The 18,899-nt window shown below is 39.2% G+C and carries 15 protein-coding genes; all 15 read right to left on the bottom strand.

All coding sequences use genetic code 11. The features are described from left to right. Positions 1-12: 12 nt before the first annotated feature. Positions 13-1,257, bottom strand: coding sequence for an NAD(P)H-dependent oxidoreductase (locus ACQKEZ_RS13340; protein WP_427301485.1), 1,245 nt, complete (start codon positions 1,255-1,257; stop codon positions 13-15). Positions 1,258-1,504: 247 nt separating this feature from the next. Next, on the bottom strand, positions 1,505-2,443 hold the full coding sequence (locus ACQKEZ_RS13335; protein ID WP_427301483.1) for a sugar-binding transcriptional regulator: 939 nt from the start codon (positions 2,441-2,443) through the stop codon (positions 1,505-1,507). A 167-nt stretch (positions 2,444-2,610) separates the two neighbouring features. Further along, positions 2,611-3,390 carry an RNA polymerase sporulation sigma factor SigG gene (sigG, locus tag ACQKEZ_RS13330; RefSeq protein WP_427301481.1) on the bottom strand — a complete coding sequence of 260 codons (780 nt, stop codon included), beginning with the start codon at positions 3,388-3,390 and terminating at the stop codon, positions 2,611-2,613. Between the two features lie 138 nt (positions 3,391-3,528). Continuing rightward, entirely contained in the window at positions 3,529-4,248 is a 720-nt protein-coding gene (gene sigE, locus ACQKEZ_RS13325) for an RNA polymerase sporulation sigma factor SigE (protein ID WP_427301479.1), read from the bottom strand. Between the two features lie 58 nt (positions 4,249-4,306). Further along, positions 4,307-5,236: a sigma-E processing peptidase SpoIIGA gene (spoIIGA, locus tag ACQKEZ_RS13320; RefSeq protein WP_427301478.1), complete on the bottom strand. Its 930-nt coding sequence runs from the start codon at positions 5,234-5,236 to the stop codon at positions 4,307-4,309. A 256-nt stretch (positions 5,237-5,492) separates the two neighbouring features. Then, positions 5,493-9,812 (bottom strand): S8 family serine peptidase, encoded by a 4,320-nt coding sequence (locus tag ACQKEZ_RS13315; protein ID WP_427301477.1) that lies wholly within the window; start codon positions 9,810-9,812, stop codon positions 5,493-5,495. 304 nt (positions 9,813-10,116) lie between these two features. After that, positions 10,117-11,262, bottom strand: a complete 1,146-nt coding sequence (ftsZ, locus tag ACQKEZ_RS13310) for a cell division protein FtsZ (protein WP_427301475.1) — start codon at positions 11,260-11,262, stop codon at positions 10,117-10,119. Positions 11,263-11,294: 32 nt separating this feature from the next. Further along, the gene (gene ftsA / locus ACQKEZ_RS13305) at positions 11,295-12,617 is read right to left on the bottom strand and encodes a cell division protein FtsA (protein ID WP_427301473.1); all 1,323 of its coding nucleotides are present in this window, start codon (positions 12,615-12,617) and stop codon (positions 11,295-11,297) included. 160 nt (positions 12,618-12,777) lie between these two features. Further along, positions 12,778-13,146, bottom strand: coding sequence for a small basic family protein (locus ACQKEZ_RS13300; RefSeq protein ID WP_427301472.1), 369 nt, complete (start codon positions 13,144-13,146; stop codon positions 12,778-12,780). Beyond that, positions 13,146-13,871: a DUF881 domain-containing protein gene (locus tag ACQKEZ_RS13295; RefSeq protein WP_427301470.1), complete on the bottom strand. Its 726-nt coding sequence runs from the start codon at positions 13,869-13,871 to the stop codon at positions 13,146-13,148. The genes ACQKEZ_RS13300 and ACQKEZ_RS13295 overlap by 1 nt, the downstream gene beginning before the upstream one ends. Positions 13,872-13,893: 22 nt before the next feature. After that, a complete protein-coding gene (locus tag ACQKEZ_RS13290) occupies positions 13,894-14,583 on the bottom strand; it encodes a DUF881 domain-containing protein (RefSeq protein WP_427301469.1) in 690 nt (229 codons plus the stop codon). Then, entirely contained in the window at positions 14,580-15,359 is a 780-nt protein-coding gene (locus ACQKEZ_RS13285) for a cell division protein FtsQ/DivIB (RefSeq protein ID WP_427301467.1), read from the bottom strand. The genes ACQKEZ_RS13290 and ACQKEZ_RS13285 overlap by 4 nt, the downstream gene beginning before the upstream one ends. 142 nt (positions 15,360-15,501) lie before the next feature. Beyond that, on the bottom strand, positions 15,502-16,413 hold the full coding sequence (gene murB, locus ACQKEZ_RS13280; protein WP_427301465.1) for a UDP-N-acetylmuramate dehydrogenase: 912 nt from the start codon (positions 16,411-16,413) through the stop codon (positions 15,502-15,504). 34 nt (positions 16,414-16,447) lie between these two features. After that, entirely contained in the window at positions 16,448-17,539 is a 1,092-nt protein-coding gene (gene murG, locus ACQKEZ_RS13275) for an undecaprenyldiphospho-muramoylpentapeptide beta-N-acetylglucosaminyltransferase (protein ID WP_427301463.1), read from the bottom strand. Positions 17,540-17,739: 200 nt separating this feature from the next. Then, positions 17,740-18,840, bottom strand: coding sequence for a stage V sporulation protein E (spoVE, locus tag ACQKEZ_RS13270; RefSeq protein WP_427301461.1), 1,101 nt, complete (start codon positions 18,838-18,840; stop codon positions 17,740-17,742). Positions 18,841-18,899 lie beyond the last annotated feature (59 nt).

Here is an 18,899-nt window from a genome sequence, read left to right as displayed (position 1 = left end):
AGCATCACGTCCTTATGATTGAAATAGATGATCTTGTAATGAACGAAGCTTCCAAACCGTTGTTGCTTGATCCAACTGAACATCATCTAAAGTTAGGAATTGACCTAGTTTGATATCTTTTTTCGCCACGACTTTTCCACTAATAAGACCGATTGGAATATGTCCGTTTGTTTTCATTTCTTGATGTGTTTCAAGCACGCCTCTCACTGAGTATCCACCAATACCGTCGAGCGATTCTCCTGCTTTAATATCTTTTTTCGCAACAGCTACTGTTTCAGACACTGGTACGCCAATTGGATGAATAGAAGAGTCATGCGTCAGTACAGCTTTTGCAATCGTAACTGGTGTTTCTAGACTCGCAAGGTGGAATGGACGATAAAGTGTGTAATGTGGTCCTTTTCCAACTTTTAAGTAACGAAGCTCTTCATCAACTGGCTCAAGTTCACTTTTGACGATAACAAATACGCCAGGAGCAAGACCATTTACATATTCAACAACTCCAAAGTTGTCTAAGACACCGCCATTTTCTTTTTTATTTAATTTATCCGCAACGTTATCTAAATTCGCTTCTACGCCATGCATGCCAACTTTATCAGGCAAAAGTCCTGTAGCGTTGCTCAGTAAGTTCATTTCTGCCATGGTTTTTGTACCATCTTGGAAAGCTGCAAGCATATGTGCACTCATTTTTTTACTATCTGCTTCAGCTTTACATGTATCTGGGTTTGCTTCCGGGAAGAATGGATTATTTTTACCTTTCCCCGCAACAAGAACTTCAAGCCCCATTGTTTTTGCAAATTCGAATAACTCAAGTGTTGCCGCTGGCTCATCGCCCGCTGACCCAGAATAAACGAGTCCTGCATTTGTAAATAATTTGTGCATCACAAGGCCGATTGTGATATCTACTTCCACATTTAGAAGGACCAAATGTTTTTTTGAATTAAGCGCTTCCAAAGAAATGTTAGCGCCTACTTCTGGAATACCTGTTGCATCAACCACAACTTCAACATGATCTGATTGAATGACTTCTCGGTAATCGTTTGTGACGACCATTGCATGAGGTTTTGCATGCTGTTTGTAAAAGTTTGCCGCTTTTTCTGCTGCATCAAGATGAATATCACATACGCCTGCTACAATCATTCCTGGAATGTTAGAAATTTGAGATATGAGACCAAATCCCATTTGTCCCGCACCGATGATGCCCACTTTAATTGGTTCCCCGCTGCGTTCTCGAGCTAATAACTGTTGATAAATTGACATAGAAATCATCCTTTCAGGTGGTTTCTTCCAAAAAAAATATAGATGGATAGGAAAATATCTGAAAATTTTAACAAATGTTATAAATATTGACAAAAATCTAATTAATGTAACATTTGTGAATACGTTTATCATTTGTTATGAGTTTAGTTTAATTCAAGTGTCAACTTTGTGTCAAGCGCATTTCTATAATTTTTTTAATATTTTTGAGTCTAAAGACACAAAAAAACTGCCTATAGCTTATAGGCAGTTAATTTAATAATGCTTCTCCTGTACGTTCATCTGTAATCAAAACGTGGATGAGCCCTCCTTCAAGAGCAGCCCGTATCGCTTCAACTTTTTCCTCTCCACCTGCAACACCGATGACAAGCGGTATTTCTTTTAACTTTTTTGGACTGATACCCATGACTCGATCGTTCCATGGGTGTGGATACACTTTACCTTCTTTATCAATAAAATTATAACAAATGTCTCCAACAACACTTTTAGCTTGAAGAATATCTTCCTCACCGCTAGTCATATATGATTTCACCATCGTTGAGTGCTGTGGTACACCGCCAATCCCGACAACTGCGATGTTGGATCGTTCTCCTAGCTCAATCACTTTCTTGATAGAAGGCTGTCTAATTAAAACATCCTTGGCTTCTTTTGTATCAAGCATCACTGGCACATGCAAGAACTCACATTTTGATTTGAGTGCTTCTGTGCATCTGGCAATGATATAGTTAGCATGTATATCGACATCTTCATTGCCTACACCACCGACAAGTGGAACAAATGTGACAGATGGAAAAGGCTGTACTGATGTAAGCGTTTTCGCAATCTCATGCAAGGTCGTCCCCGAGGAAAAACCAATGATCTGTCCATCTTTCATTACTTTTATTAAAAAATTGGCAGCAGCTGTGCCAATTCGACTCTTCGTCGCTTCCCGACTTAGTGATTCAACACATACAACTTCACGCAATCCATATTTTCGCTCGATTTTTCTTTCTAATGATCCATATTGCTGACTGACTTCATCATGAATAATGATTTCCACGATTCCTGCCTCACGCGCTTTTGCTAAATATTTTGAAATGAGTGAACGACTAACCCCTACCGCTTCTGCAATCTTTGATTGGGTAGCGCCTTCTTCATAATACATATGCGCAACCTTAATGAGCAGCCTTCTTTCATCATGGAATGTCATAATAACCCTTCTTTCTTTACTTGAGTTCCTCCAGCACAAATGATATTCAAATTAACATTTGTTAAAAATAGATTAAATGAAAAAAATGACAGAGTCAATATAAAGACGCATATTCTCCTTTTCACCTGCCGCAACATATGAAAAAGCCGCTAAAACAAGTAGCGGCTTTAAAAAATGTTTTTATTCATTTGTTTGATGGCAGCTTTCTCTAGCCTTGATACTTGCGCTTGGGAGATACCTATTTCCTCAGCGACTTCCATCTGCGTTTTGCCTTGGAAAAAACGCTTGCGTAAAATCATCTTTTCTCGATCATTTAATCTGCGCATTCCTTCTTTTAGTGCAAGTTCTTCTACCCACTGGCTGTCTTTGTTCCGCTCATCACTGATTTGATCCATGACATATATCGGGTCGCCCCCATCATTATATATCGGCTCAAAGAGTGAGACTGGATCCTGAATCGCATCAAGGGCAAAGACAATTTCTTCGTGAGGAACCTCTAATACTTTTGCGATGTCTTCGGCAGTAGGTTCCTTGCTTGTCTCACTAATGAGTTTCTCTCGTACTTGAAGAGCCTTATAGGCAATATCTCTTAGTGAACGAGACACTCTAATTGGATTGTTATCACGCAAGTATCTGCGAATTTCTCCTATGATCATAGGGACCGCATAAGTTGAAAACCTGACATTGTGGCTTAGATCAAAATTATCAATTGATTTCATTAATCCGATACAGCCCACTTGAAAGAGATCATCAACATACTCGCCTCTGTTGTTAAACCGTTGAATCACACTTAAAACCAATCGCAAATTGCCGTTGACCAGCTTTTCTCTTGCTGTATCGTCACCCTCATCCTGCAGTTGTCTGAACAATATTCTCATTTCGTCGTTTTTCAATACTGGCAGTTTTGAGGTGTCGACTCCGCAGATTTCCACTTTATTTCTGGACACTTTTTTCCCTCCCTAAAGGAGCTGTTGTACAAAATTAAGTATCTCCCTGGGATGGAAAAATATGCACGGACCTACAAGAGAAAAATACGAAAAAAAGATGAGCCCTTGATACTGCAAGGATCAGACGCACAAATTTTTTTAAACCATTTTATTAAATTCTTTTTGTAATCGTTTAATAATCCTCTTTTCTAACCTAGAAATATATGATTGAGAAATGCCCAACATATCCGCAACATCTTTTTGTGTTTTTTCTTCCCCACCAACAAGGCCAAACCGCAGTTCCATGATTTGTTTTTCTCGTTCATTTAGTTGCTCTAGTGCTTTTTTAAGTAATTTTTTATCTACATTCGCTTCAATATCACGTGTAATAATATCATCGTCTGTCCCTAAAACATCAGAGAGTAACAATTCATTGCCATCCCAGTCAATATTTAGCGGTTCATCGAAGGATACCTCTGAACGAATCTTATTGTTTCTTCGTAAATACATTAAGATTTCATTCTCAATACAGCGAGAGGCATATGTAGCAAGCTTGATCTTTTTTTCTGGATTGAATGTATTCACAGCCTTAATCAGACCAATTGTCCCAATGCTAATCAAATCCTCAATATTAATCCCTGTATTCTCAAATTTCCTTGCAATGTAAACGACTAGCCGAAGGTTTCGTTCAATGAGGATGGCTCTAGCAGTCGGATCTCCCTTCGGCAATTTGCCAAGCAGTTCTTGCTCTTCATCTTTTGATAAAGGAGGAGGTAATGCCTCACTACCACCTATATAATAAATCTCATCACTTTTCAGTCCCAACTTCATAAGTAGTTTATACCAGAAGTATGTGAGTTTAAATTTTAATTTTTTCATCTTCTTCTCCCTTCTAAATTTCATTTTTACTTCGTATGATAAAAGACACAGCCGAAATTTATGACACACTTTGAATGATCTTTCCATCTAACATGTCTGGATGGACAATCGCCTGAAATTCATCATCTGCCGAGAGACCACTCAAGCTAATTCCAACGAAGCATTTCGCCGGCTGAATGACATGTGATTTTGTATAAAGTGAAACAACATCAGGTTTTAAACAAAGAAGAAAGCCGTGTTCATGTCCTACTGCTCGATATGGAACCAGTCTTAGTCGATTAAGGAGCGGAAAAGTGGTATCAAGTTGTTGCATCACTTCTACAGGATGCAGTTGCTTCATCAAATGATGAAAAGGTTCTCCGCAAATTGGCATAAGACATTCTGCTTGCACGATCATCACAGGCGTTTTTGTGATCGGATCGTAAAGCTGATTCCCGGAATCGACAAGGCCATGAAGACGAATGGTATGGTGATCGATTTGTACTTCAACGAGCACTCGTTCGTCAAACCGCCTTTTCTTTGCGCCTACCTCCCCCAATCTTTTTTTAGAGAACAGCCATATCGTTGGAAATCCAGCTATAATAAATAGCCAGCTAATCGGATCTCCAAAGCCCGAGCTTTGCGATATGAAGAGCCCATTTTGAATGATGACATTTGTTTGTAAAAAGGAATGAACCCCGATCATGCCCCCTCCCATTAAAAACGTCACAAAATAAAAAGCAAATAGGGTTTGAAAGAAGGAACGAAATCGCTGAAAGCCAAATGTCGCAAGCACGATGAAGACCGAGAATACTAGCTTCCCAAGTGGATGTGATACAAACATCGAAAAGGGTGTAAACAGCAGAAGGACAATACTAGATCCAATCAGCGCTCCCGCGATATATCGCCATTTCTTAACATTTCGTTTAAGAATAAATGCGGTTAGCATCAGTAGCAATAAATCAAAAGAAAAGTTTAAAAGCCATATCGCATCTAAATAAATGACCACCTTTTGCCCCTTTCACTTTTTAAATGATGAAAAACATTACTTGCACTCGTTTGTACCAGTATAAAACAGCATCTGTGGGAAAGTCTGTCAATTCCTGTTGGGGATGTTAGAGAACTTTTGGTGGATTATTATTGTTTTTGTCGAGGAAAGGAGGAGAGGATACTGTCACTATTTCAAACTGACAAGCCAAGAACACGCTGAGACAAGCTTTCAGCAAAAAAGCATTGTTCATTTACAGAACAATGCTTTGAAATCGTTATTTTTTTTCATTGATATACAGCTTACCTGTAGCCCTTTGTCTTGTTTCATTCCCATAATCATCACGAACGACGACCTCAATGACTGCCCCTTTTGCTTTTGCAGAAGAGGTGGCTGTCCAGTACCCTTCATATGCTCCTTCTGTCACTTCACGAATTGGTAGTTCTGTTGCATTTTGAAGCCCTGCTCTGGCATTTGTTAATGGCATATGGATGACAAATGTCGCATCGAGCTTTTTACTACTTTCAAATGAGATTTTAACTGATTCCCCCGAAGCTATTTCAATATCCTCACTTGGAGTAAGCCCTGATATGATAGGCTTATCGTAATTGACATCAATGCTGATCTTTTTGATTTTCTGATTGCCTGCAAGGTCTTTAGCGATAACTTCCAGCGTGTTTTTTCCATTACCAAGAAGGATTCTAGCAGAATACGTTCCATCTTTCACGGTTGCTTTCTTTCCATTTACAGTAACTTGATCAAGATGATCATCAGATACCTTCCCTTCTACAGTCACTGCTTCTTTATTTAATTTTTCACCAGATCGAGGTGTATCAATATTGAGGCTTGGTGCCGTTTGATCAACAAACACTTTCACCGGCTTTGATTTTTTGGTTGACCCTTTCTCAGCCACTGTAGCAGCAGTAAAGCTGTATTCACCTTCTTCAACCAATACTTTTTTCTGGAATTTTCCGTCTTGATCCGATTTTACTTTCGCAATTTCTTCTTTATCTTGATAAATCGCTACATTTGTTTCAGGTGAAGCCTTGCCTTCGATTTCGATGCTATTCTCGTTTGTGATCTTCCCGTCATTTGGTGAGGTGATTTCCGGGATGTCTGCCTCATAGTTTACAAGAGCCCTAATCATATAGTTTCCTTCCTCTTTCGGTGAAGGTGAAAAGGAACCGCTCGTCAGCTGCCAGCTTCTCTCTGCATTTGGTCCATCCTCATCTGTCGCAAGACCTGGCGACTCTGCACTTACCTTCGTCTGAATGTATACTAAGTAAAAATCACCATCGACTGTGATTGCTTGATCTTCTAAATCGACTTTTGTCCATTCACCATGACGAAGTGCAGTTGCCTTCAATGGCCCTGCTAGCTTTTCTCCTGGCGCACCATTTCTTCCTGTAGCATCATAGATTTCTACAGCGAATTCATCTCCACCTGGAGTCGGCCAATCTTCCGTCCAAAAACGGAATAATCCACCTGTCAGTTGTGCTGTTTCCTTTCCTTTTTCCAGTGAAAATTTCACCGCCCAGCCGTTGCCTGGCTCGTAAAAGGCACGCGCATTTTCTGGTGTACCATCATCATAGCCGATTTCACCAGGATAACCGATGAAGGGCTCCAGCTGAAGATGTGTTTCTACTGGCTTTGCTGTCACATCAGCCGTATAAGAATAGCCTTTAAAGCCTTTCGCGAATACCTTCACCGTATACACGCCACTCAGAGCCTCAATAGAGAACTCACCATCTGCGTTTGTCTTAACAGGCTCAATTTGTGCATCCTCGACTAGATAAACGGTCGCATCTTTCACTTTTTCTCCTGTAGCCTCATTTGTAATGCTGCCAGAAATTGTTCGTTTTTCTAACGGACTTAATGTAAAATGGGTTTCTGTTTTCTCACGTGATGCAACATGTACTTGCTGCGATTGAGATTCATAGCCATACGCTTCTGCTTTGACTGTATATTCCCCTGCCTCATGAGGAAGACTGAAAGCACCTGTCGCTTCATCTGTATACGTTGATTTCCCGCTTTCTAGTACACTTATTTGTGCTTTCATTGGGAGAACAGCAATAGATGGGGGATCAATTTCCGTTTTTTCTGCACGACTTGTATGTTTTTCCTTTTCTTTCGCAGGCTTTGCCAGTTTTGGATTGACAGGCTTTTGATCTTTTTGCGAACCTTTTTCACCATTGATAATCCCTAGTTGTTTCTTCGACTTCTGAGGTAGCGCTTGATCTGTTAACTTCACATCATCTAAATAAAAACCATCCTTTGTGACACTTCCATCGGTTTTCACATTAAATAGAATGCGAACTTTTTGACCTTGATAGTCAGATAAGTTAACTTCATCAGCGGTCCAGCGATTTGTTTTTCCAGTGTAGCGCACAGCTTGAACAGCCTCTTCCCCTTCTGGCTGAATGTACACATAAGCATAATCATAGTTTGTTTCGAGATCATGCCAATATTGATATTGCAAAAATAACTGACCAGATGCTGGAACAGAAATAAGTGGCAATGACAGATTCGCATTTGTTTGATTGTCATAGGTACCATTTAGATTTGTTGCATAGACGTTCTCACCTGAAAAAGCGTTTTTAGGTCCTGTTGTTGGAACTCCCCACTGCCACGGATCCTTCGTACCAGAACTGTACCAGCCGCTTGGCCACGATTCAAAATCCTGTGTATATCCTGTTGTAATTGATGTTTTAATTGGAATGATATATGGATCGGTCACCACATCGTTTTCTCCAAAGTCTTTAATGTGCCATTTGTATGTCAGTGATTCTCCCTCTAATTCCGGCACGTTCGCCACGTATACACCCTTCAAATGGTTGCCCTCAGTACGTTCGGCTTTTATAGCCTCCCAGTCACCATCATCAACTTGATATAAAAGGGAGACAGCCGTCACTGCGACTTTATCTTCTGCTGTGATTGTCAATGGAGTTGGACTTAAAGTAAATACTTCCTTTGGTCCATTATGTGAAAAAACAGGTGGATCTTTATCCTCTCCCTCTATCGTCACTTGCCCTTCAATGATGCCTCTGCCTTTTGTCAGCGAAACAACAGCAGCTCTAGCATCCACCAACCCTGCACCATATCCGTTGTTAGGTGAATCAGGGAATTGACTATCCGTTAAAGGCTGTGCGGTTTCTGTTAATATTTGCTCAATGTCTTCAACCGATAGATCAGACTGCACTTGACGAAGGAGTGCTGCCACAGCTGATACATGAGGCCCTGCCATTGAAGTACCATTCCATCCCCCTTCATATCCTTTTCCAGGGACAGAGGAACGAATGTTTACGCCTGGTGCCGCAAGATCTGGTTTTATTCCCCCATACGGTGAAGGTCCTTGCAGAGAAAACGAGCCCAATTTGTTTGAATTGTCTGTTGCACCTGTTGCAAAGGCTTCTTGATAGTTAGCAGGGTTAGCAATTGATCCTTCTCCACCTGGATTAAATAAATCGACATTTCCGGCAGAGAATTCAGGGAAAATATCAGCCGCTCTCCAAGCATTCATAACATCCTTATACCAATTATCAATACCTCGTCCTCCGCCCCAAGAATTATTGACGACATCTGGTGCCTGTTCAGGATGAGGATTCCCCGCTGCATCTTTTGGAGCAAGAATCCATTCCCCGGCATCTAGTAAATCAGCTTCCGTACCCCCATCATTTGAGAAAGCTTTTACAGCAATCCATTTTGCTCCAGGTGCAACACCAATTTGATGATCGCCGTTTGGTTCTGACCCAACCATTGTACCTGTCACATGAGTACCATGTTCAAGGTCATCATATGGCGTTTGCGATCCTCCCGTTGCATCGTACCAGTTAAATTCGTGATCAGGCTCATTCGGTTTACTCTGATCATAACCTCGGTATTTTTCCTTTAAAGCAGGATGATCCCATTCCACACCTGTATCAATGCTGGCAACCACTGTACCTGTACCGTCATATCCTAATGCCCATGCCTCTGGTGCATGGATTTGTGAAATATTCCATTCCACACCACCTTTTGCATTTACTTTCTTTTGTTTAGAAGAAAGCTTCATATCGATCGGGCGATGAATTTGACGGATTTCATTTGGAAGTACCTTTTCAACTTCGGGAAAAGAAGCGATTCGCTCCATCGTTTGTTTTGTCCCTGTGACTGCAAGACCATTCACAATATAATAAGAGTGAAAGTCTTTGACTTGTCCATTCTGTTTTTGTGTTTGCAAATAAGTCAAAAGAGATTCTTGTGATTCTATTGCAGTTGCTCTTAATTCTGACACAACAGCTGAGCGCTTTGCATACTGCGTTTGAACAGATGTTAGTTTTTGTTTTTTTGCTTTTATAACAGCCCCCTTAGCTGCTTTTTGAACATCAGCTTGTTCTTTCATTTTAATCAGAAAAGTAACTTGCTTTTTTTTCTGAAAGTGAGAAATAACTTTAGATGAGATTTTATCTTTTGATGTTTTTGAGGAAACAGCTACCTCCTGATATGAGGTGGTATTCGTTTTTGCTTGAACCGTCCCAAAGCTTGTCATAGTCAAGGCGCTAATCACCAATGCACTCACAAAACGATAAGCTGCTTTTTTACGAAATTTAACTGTCAATCAAACCCCTCCTCCATTTTAAAACACGTATTATCATTGATCCCTCCTTTTCATCAGATCTTTATGAAGATCAATGGTGTTCTATTTAATGTAGTCAAAGAAAATTGATTAATTTGTCACTTTTTGTATGACCCTTTCATTTTTTCTAAAATTGATTCTTTTAACTCAACCGAAGAATAAGTATATAAACCTATTCACTTGTAATAAATACCATTAACCATTACTTTTTTATTAGTTAGAATTATGTAATCCATCTATATAAAAAGGCCCCCTTCCAATAGGAAGGGGGCCTTTTTATATATGACTATCGTTTATTTCGATTTCTTAAGAAAGTTGGGATATCAAGTGCATCGTCACCTGTTTGCGTGTTTTGTCTTGGCTGAGATGTTTGTTGCTGATGATCATCTCTTTTGACTTCACGTTTTTGCGGAATTGATTGACTATGCTTTAATCCTTGATTTAATGAATTTCTTTGTGGTTTAGACACTTCAACTTCTTGCTCGATGAAACCTGTAGCAATCACTGTTACAACAATCTCATCTTTCAAATTATCATTAATCACAGAACCAAAGATCATGTTCACATCTTCATCAGAAGCAGAGGCAACGATATCAGCCGCTTCTTGCACCTCATAAAGGCTAAGGTTAGTTCCACCAGTAATATTCATAATGACACCTTGCGCTCCATCTATAGCCGTCTCAAGAAGTGGTGAAGAAATCGCTTTTTTCGCAGCTTCTGCCGCACGATTTTCTCCTGTTGCCACACCGATTCCCATAAGAGCAGATCCTTTATTCGACATGATCGTTTTCACATCGGCAAAGTCAAGGTTGATAAGCCCTGGAGTCGCAATCAAGTCAGAAATCCCTTGTACACCTTGTCTTAAGACATTATCTGCTGCACGGAATGCTTCTAACATTGGTGTGTTTTTGTCAACAATTTCAAGCAAGCGATCGTTCGGAATCACAATTAATGTGTCAACAGATTCTTTCATTGAAGCAATTCCTTCAACAGCTTGAAGTTGACGTTTTCTTCCTTCAAACGTAAAAGGACGCGTCACAACACCAACTGTAAGTGCGCCAGAATCTTTTGCGATTTTAGCAATTACAGGTGCCGCACCAGTACCAGTTCCACCGCCCATACCAGCTGTAACAAAAACCATGTCAGCGCCTTTTAATACTTCTTCGATTTGTTCTTTACTCTCTTCAGCTGCTTTTTTGCCGACTTCTGGATTTGCACCAGCCCCAAGTCCTCTCGTCAGCTTTGCACCGATTTGCATTTTTGTCTCTGCTTTTGAAAGATTTAACGCTTGAGCATCTGTATTTACAGCAATAAAATCGACACCTTGTACGTCATTTTCGATCATTCGGTTGACAGCGTTGTTTCCGCCCCCACCTACTCCGATTACTTTAATTGATGCTAGGCCGTCTATATTTGTTTCAAACTCCAACATGCTGAATCCTCCTAATCCGTCGAATCTAAATTCTATTCCCAGAACATATTAAATATTTTTTTCATTTTGCCCGGTTTTTTATTTGTCTCTTGTTGTGCTTTTTGCTTTACTTTTGGTCTTGGTTGCGCTTCTTTCACGTGCGATCCTGTAGAAACCGGCTCCATGGATGCGCCTACCTCTTGAAACGCCGCATCTGGCATCTGGAAACCAACCTGTCTGCCTTGAATTTTTGCATTGCGATAAGCAAAGTGAATAAGTCCAACCCCTGTCATATACTGAGGTTCCCTTACACCAATATAATTCGGACTCGCAATGCGCACATTGTTTTGCAGAACCGTTTGTGCCAGAGAAAGGATTCCAGGGATTGCTGCCTGTCCACCTGTTAAAACAAAACCGCCAGGCAGATCATTCACACCCATATTTATTACCTCTTCTGCAACAAACAACAAAATTTCTTCCAGTCGTGCCTCAATAATATTGGCTGCTTCAAGCTGTGTAAACGTCTGCTTTTGATCTGTTCCGATGACGGAAACTTCAAATGTTTCATCAGCTGATGCTTCATCATAAAACGCATGGCCAAATTCTTTTTTAATTCGCTCAGCTTCTTCAGTGGAAGTTCTTAACCCTATAGACAAATCCTTCGTGATGTTCTCTCCACCCAAAGGGATACTGTGAGTAGAATAGAGATGCCCGTTTTCAAAAACGGAAACTGTTGTAGATCCCCCGCCGATATCGACAAGTGCTACACCTAGATTCTTTTCATCTTTAGACAATGCTGCTGAGCCTGATGCAAGTGGTTGCAGACAAATGTCCATAATCTCTACACCAGCACGCTCTACACATCGAAGCCAGTTATGTAGAATCGTTTTTGATCCTGTAATGAGCGACCCATCTACCTCAAGTCGCACACCAAGCATTTTTTTGGGGTCTGTAATTTCATCTCTTCCGTCCACAATAAATTGCCTTGGGATGACATCTACAATGAGGTGTTCTTGAGGAATAGATACAACCTGTGCGGCATCTAGCACGCGCCTTACATCTTCAGCATGTATTTCTTTATTCTCACTTGATACTGCGACAACGCCGCTCGTATTTTGAATATGAATGTGATTTCCATTGATTCCGACAATCGCCTTTTTCAGTGGAAAGCCAACCATCCGTTCAGCCTGTTCAAATGCTTGTCTTATAGAATGAACCGTCTCATCTATATCAACAATCGATCCTTTTTTTAACCCCTCTGATGGGACATTTCCAACACCTATAATGTTAAGCGAATCATCCGCCATTTCTCCGACGATGACTTTAATATTGGATGTACCGATGTCAAGGCTGACGTAAATTTCATTGTTGTTCATTCCATGGCACCTCCTCACATATCAATACTTTCTATTCTATTATTTGCTGAACAACAATACAATGTATGTGTTTTTACAAGTGTGTAACAAAACGTAAAAAAATCAACATTTTTTATTAGGATTACTGAAAATATTCGTTACTTCGTATGTATATCCTTTTTTATGACTCACTTTTTTTCTTTTTTTCTCTAGAAGCTGTCCATTTTGTTAGTAGAATTCTTCGAATTACTGCTATATTTTGAAACAGTCTTACGCCGAACGCAAACATTCCTACTAAATACAAGTCTACACCAAGATGAACGCCCAGAAAAGCTAAACTTATTGCGAGTATAATATTAAAAAAGAAGCCTGACACAAACACCAGTTCATTATATGCCCCTTGCAGGTGTGCCCGAATTCCACCAATCAATGTATCAAGCGCTGCAAGTACAGCGAGGGAAAGATAATTTGAATACTCACTCGGTATCGTAAAATTCGTTAAAAAACCGAGCGCAACTCCTATTATTAAGCCTAGCACAGGAAGCCACATTAAGAATTTCCCTCCTTTACATCGTCAAGGGGCTTTAATCCATTTACTTGAATTGCACCATCATATGCTTTTAAATGTATTTTTTCTTTTGGTCTACTGATTGTAAGAGCAAAATTCTCCTGAGCAAATAAATCTTTAATGTCCGATACGTTCAAACGGCTATATAGCTTTTCAGCCTGACTGCTAATTATTTTAATATCAACTGTCTCACCATCTAGACTATATCCATCCATTTTTGTTGTGCCATTAATATCACGGATCACACTTGTATGAATCATTCGGTGATCATTAATCGTAATATGATCAGCTCCATACATATTCACTTCGTTAATTAACTTTTTAAACAAATCTGGAGGAATGTCTTTTACCTCTTCCCCTGTTAAATCCTTAGAAAAAAGCTGAGTGATCTTTAGTTCGATGCCGCTACCATTTACTTCTGTCAGTCCGGCTTTCTGTTTAAGCTCATTGAGCGTCTTTGTTAATTGTGTCTCTTTTGATTGATCTTCTTGATTTTGATACTTTTTGAGCATATCATCATATTTTTCAATTTCTTTTAGTAAATCCAATTCTTTCGTTTTAGACGCTGATAAATCCTCTCTTAATTCCCAAACATCACGAGTATCTCGTACTTCGGGGTTTTGTAATGAGTTAAATTGGATAGAGACCATCACGCCAAAAATAACCATTAAAACCGTCAGACTAAGCAAAGGCTTTTTTTTTCTCAACACCACTCACCTTTTCGCAGCATTATTCTTTATTTCTTAAAATAGCATTCATTTTCATGTTCTTTTTTTCAATATTAATGGAAATATGATCGCTCGTAAGTTGATCAACCACACCCCCAGCGATGTTTAAAGCTGGAATTAACACAGCTGGATCTCCAATTGCAGATATGATAAATGGCGCAGGATGCTGAACACCATCAACTGTGACAACCGGCCCATTACAATGTATGTATGAGTTATGTGTAATTCTTTGTCCATTAATTGCAACTGCTGAAGCACCGGAAATAAATAGTTCGTTTACCACATGAAAAATATGACTTTCATGAACAATGTAATTATTGACATTTTGTCCACTCGGGATATAAGACGCATCCTCTAGTGATACGTTGACTCCTTTTCCCTTCACACCAATTTCTCCTGTAAACATACGGTATTTCTCAACATCTTCCAAAACATTAAAATATTGTTCTTTTTCATTTTTCAAGTTGGATTCTGTCGCTTGTACATTTGACTGAAGACTATACAGTTTTTGTTCAAGCTCTTGATTTGTCTTCTCCTGTTTTGTTAGCTGGCTTTTTAATGAGTATTCTTTTTTCCATTGCTCTGTACGATCTACGTCTGCTCGATGTTGTTTTGTAAATTGATAAGAAAAAGAAATCAGAAACCCGAGGACAAGCATTACGATAGCGAAAATAACTGTTTTTCCTCTCAATTTCCATCTTCCTCTTTCATAGATTTAAACGTCTCAAAATAAGTAGCCACTTCCATATGAATAACTCCCTTTTCAGAGTTCTTGAGTTCTTTGACAATAGAAGGATAGCTTTTCATTTTATCTGCAAATGTTTTAATCGATGCGATCACAGTATAGCCATCATTCATATAAAATTTCACTAACCAGCGATTTGTACTGGTTGGCACATAATATACCTCAGAAATCAGTTCCTGAATTGATGCCGGTAGCTTATTAAGCGATTGAACTGCTTGTTTTAATTTATCTTGGTCATCCCAATTAACAAACAACGGTCCAGCATGACTAGGAGTGACTTCTTCAGATAAGGCCGTTCCGTTTTCAAGCAATTCATAGTACAGATTTCCTTTTTGAAGATAAGCAACGTTTGCGTATTCTTTTACTTCAATACTCACCTTATTTGGAAACTGTTTTTTAATCGTGACATTCTTAATTAGCTTGTTTTGTTTAATATGTTTTGCCGTCGAGTCTTTATTTAAATTCCAAAACTCTGTTTCTCCTTCTTTAATTTGAGACAGCTTGATTAGTTGTTTTGTCGACACATGCTCATTCCCAGTGACTGTTAAAGAGGAGATTTTGCTAATAGGTGTTTGCAAATAAACAATAATTAAGACCATGATGAAAAAAAGGAGAATAAAAGAGATCAATCGTCGATTAGCTTTCTGCTTTCTTTGTTCTTTGATTTTAGGAATACGTTCTTCTATATTGACGATCTTTTCATTTTCATGATCAGGTCGCATATATATTCTTCACCTCGTTCAAAGGTGCTTGTCCGCACTTTTGGTTAATACCTTCATTAAATATGGTGAGAAAACAAACGGCATTTATAAGATGCCGTTTGCTCACCATTATAGCATTATTCAGGAGTTAATGAACGGTTATTCAGCCCTCTTCCCCGATAATTTCTACCTCTGTATGCATTTCAACATCGTAATCCTCTTTAATTTTCTTTTGAATGAACTGAATTAACTCAATCACATCATGAGCTGTTGCTCCGCCAGCATTGACAATAAAATTACCATGCATGTCAGATATTTTAGCTCCACCAATCTGATACCCTTTTAAATTCGCCTTTTCAACAAGCTGTCCTGCATATTCTGGTAATGGATTTCTAAAAATACTGCCAGCACATGGGTGATTGTATGGTTGAGTTTCTTTACGATAGTTTTTATTTTGTTGCATTTTTTTAGTGATTTTCTCACGGTCATCCTGTTCAAGCTTAAACACGGCTTCAAGAACAACACCAGGTCTTTCCTTTTGAAGAATTGACGTGCGGTAACTAAAATTCATTTCATCTTTTGTTAACCAATCGATTGTTCCATCTTCAAATAATATACGTGCTTTCACAAGAATCCGGCTCATGTCTGATCCATGTGCACCCGCGTTCATGTAGACAGCTCCACCAATAGACCCAGGGATTCCAGCGGCAAATTCGAGACCTGAAAGTCCTTTTTTACTAATGGATGTTGCAAGCCGAACAACAGAATACCCGCCTCCGACTGTCAATTCTTCTCCATCAATTGTTAAATGGTCAAGACCTGCGCCAAGCTTTAAGACAACCCCTCTAATTCCTTTATCTAAAACAAGAAGGTTTGAACCCCTCCCAATCACTGTCCAATTGAGATGATGATTCTTTACAATATCCATAACAGCTTTCACTGCAGCGATATCTCTTGGAATAACCAGTATATCTGCAGGTCCACCAATTTTCATTGTCGTATGATTTGCAAGCGGTTCATTAGCAAGCACTTTCCCCACGTGTGCATCATTTAATTCTTTTATAATGTTCTCCATTTTGACCCTCCGCCTTACCTAATAATCCTTTAAATCAGTTTGTCAGTTCAGTTAATACATTGTATAAACGAGAGGCTGCATCTGGTACTCCAAGTTCCTTTGTCAAGCGACTCATTTCTTTTAATTTTTCGTCGTCGCCAGCAATTTTATCTATTGCGTGAAGCAGACTTTCTCCTGATAACTCTGATTCTCGCAAAACAATTGCTGCATCGTGTTTTTCAAGAGATCTTGCGTTAATCTCTTGGTGGTTGGCTGTTACGTAAGGACTTGGGATAAAAATTGTTGGAATTCCAAGTGCCGTTACTTCTGCAATTGTTGTTGCACCAGCTCTTGCCACAATCACATCAATTGATTTTAAGTATTCTGGCATTTGATGAAGGAAAGGTTTTGTCAGCATATTAGGTGCTACACCCTTCTCGTTTAATTCGTTCATTACTTTTTCATAATGTACCTCTCCTGTAATATACAGAAGCTGATAGTCTTTCGTTTTCAGTTGGTCTTGAAGCTCGACAACTGCTCTATTAATCGGTGCAGCTCCCCTGCTTCCACCAAAAACAAGCACAGTTTTTTTATTTTCATCAAGACCAAATTCGTTTAATGATTTCCCCTCTTTTATAGAGACGACTTCAGAAGCTCGTGGGTTTCCTGTAAAAACAACCTTTTCAGCAGGAAAATGAGTTCTTGCTTCTTCAAAACAAATCGCCACTTTGTCTACATACTTAGAGAGAAACTTATTTGTGATACCTGGCAAGCTATTTTGTTCATGAATAATAGTAGGAATTTTTAGCTTTGAAGCTGCATAAACCACCGGACCACATACATAACCGCCTGTTCCAATTACAGCATTTGGCTGAAATTCTTTTAAATAAGCCTTGCTTTTTTGAACACCTTTTAAAAATCGCATGATGGTTTTGACATTATCAAAGGATATTTTTCTCTTAAAGCCTGTGATTTCAATTGATTTAAAAGGAATGTTTTCTCTCTCAACAATTTTCTTTTCCAATCCATTGTCAGTTCCAATATATAAAAACTCTACATCAGGATGCAGTCTTTTTACTTCTTTAATAAATGCTAGGGCTGGATAAATGTGTCCGCCTGTTCCGCCTCCACTGATAACTATACGCATTATACCATTTCCCCTCAATATTTTTTCTTCTATCAACACAGTATAAACCCTGTTTTAAGCAACAGGGTTTCATCAAAACCTGTAAAGGAGAGTAAAAAATGAACAATTTCTATATAGAAACATCAATTTTCACTCTCCAAATATCTTTTTTGCATTTTTGCACAAAACTCAGGCTATATGATTTAATGGCAATAACTTACCTAATATCTTGAATATCTACTAACATTCAGCAACACACCAATTCCCATAAGCATCAAAGTGAGTGAAGAGCCTCCATAGCTAAGAAATGGAAGTGTAATTCCTGTCACAGGTATTAAGCCTGTCACAACTGCAATGTTAATCATCACCTGAATCGCTACCATAGAAATAATACCAACTGCTAAAAAGCTCCCATAAAGATCAGGTGCTCCAAGCGCAATCCGAATCCCTCTCCATAAAAGAACACTAAAGAGTAAAAGGATGAGTGATCCTCCGATAAAACCTAGTTCTTCAGATAGGATCGCAAAAATAAAGTCTGTTTGCGGCTCTGGAAGGTAAAAGAATTTTTGCCTACTTTGACCAAGGCCCATTCCAAATAGACCACCTGGTCCTACCGCATAAAGAGATTGAATAATCTGAAAGCCACTACCTAGCGGATCTTCCCATGGATTCAAATAAGAGGTAATCCTCTTTATTCGGTATGGCGCAGATAAAACCAGTGCAGCAAATCCACTGAGACCTACAAGTCCGAGAAATATAAAGTGAGCAATTCTCGCACCTGATACAAAAATCATCACGATACATGTTCCAACCATTACAGTACCTGTTCCAAGGTCAGGCTGTAGCATAATGATGGCAAAAGCTGAAAATACAATTCCTAATGCAGGTGCGAAACCTTTTCGAAAGGAGGTGATAGTTTTTTGTTTTTCAGATAAAAATTTTGCGAGAAACGCAATCATCGCAAGCTTCATAAATTCAGAAGGCTGAATGCTAAATGCGCCGACACCTATCCAGCTTCTTGATCCATTTCTCTCCATCCCTATGCCAGGAATGAGTACCAATAATAGAAGCAGGAAACAAATCGCAATCAATATCTTAGACCAGGTTCGCCAAGTCCAGTAGTCGACACGCATAATAAAAAACATTGCGATAACTCCGATTCCAGCAAATAAAAGCTGTCTTTTGGCAAAATAAAATGAATCATCAAATTTATACGATGCCCACACAGCACTTGCACTGTACACCATAATTAGACCAATCGTTAATAATAAAAGCGTAATGACAACAAGCAAAAAATCCGGAGAAGTTTTCTTATTAGTCAAGAGACCGACACCCCAAGCATCTTTTCATTTGGGCTGTCAGTCTAATAGAGAGACAAGCC

It is taken from the genome of Bacillus sp. NPDC077027, from assembly GCF_050269555.1.
GTDB lineage: Bacteria > Bacillota > Bacilli > Bacillales > Bacillaceae > Bacillus.
The sequence above is the reverse complement of the archived record's forward strand: the minus strand, read 5'-3'. Positions and strand labels throughout refer to the sequence as shown.

Excerpts from the sequence above, each read along its gene's own strand:
- murB (WP_427301465.1), bottom strand. The coding sequence starts at position 16,413 with ATGGAGAACATTATAAAAGAATTAAATGATGCACACGTGGGGAAAGTG.
- murG (WP_427301463.1), bottom strand. The coding sequence starts at position 17,539 with ATGCGTATAGTTATCAGTGGAGGCGGAACAGGCGGACACATTTATCCA.
- ftsA (WP_427301473.1), bottom strand. The coding sequence starts at position 12,617 with ATGAACAACAATGAAATTTACGTCAGCCTTGACATCGGTACATCCAAT.
- ACQKEZ_RS13340 (WP_427301485.1), bottom strand. The coding sequence starts at position 1,257 with ATGTCAATTTATCAACAGTTATTAGCTCGAGAACGCAGCGGGGAACCA.
- ACQKEZ_RS13285 (WP_427301467.1), bottom strand. The coding sequence starts at position 15,359 with ATGCGACCTGATCATGAAAATGAAAAGATCGTCAATATAGAAGAACGT.
- ACQKEZ_RS13300 (WP_427301472.1), bottom strand. The coding sequence starts at position 13,146 with ATGTGGCTTCCTGTGCTAGGCTTAATAATAGGAGTTGCGCTCGGTTTT.
- sigE (WP_427301479.1), bottom strand. The coding sequence starts at position 4,248 with ATGAAAAAATTAAAATTTAAACTCACATACTTCTGGTATAAACTACTT.
- ftsZ (WP_427301475.1), bottom strand. The coding sequence starts at position 11,262 with ATGTTGGAGTTTGAAACAAATATAGACGGCCTAGCATCAATTAAAGTA.
- ACQKEZ_RS13335 (WP_427301483.1), bottom strand. The coding sequence starts at position 2,443 with ATGACATTCCATGATGAAAGAAGGCTGCTCATTAAGGTTGCGCATATG.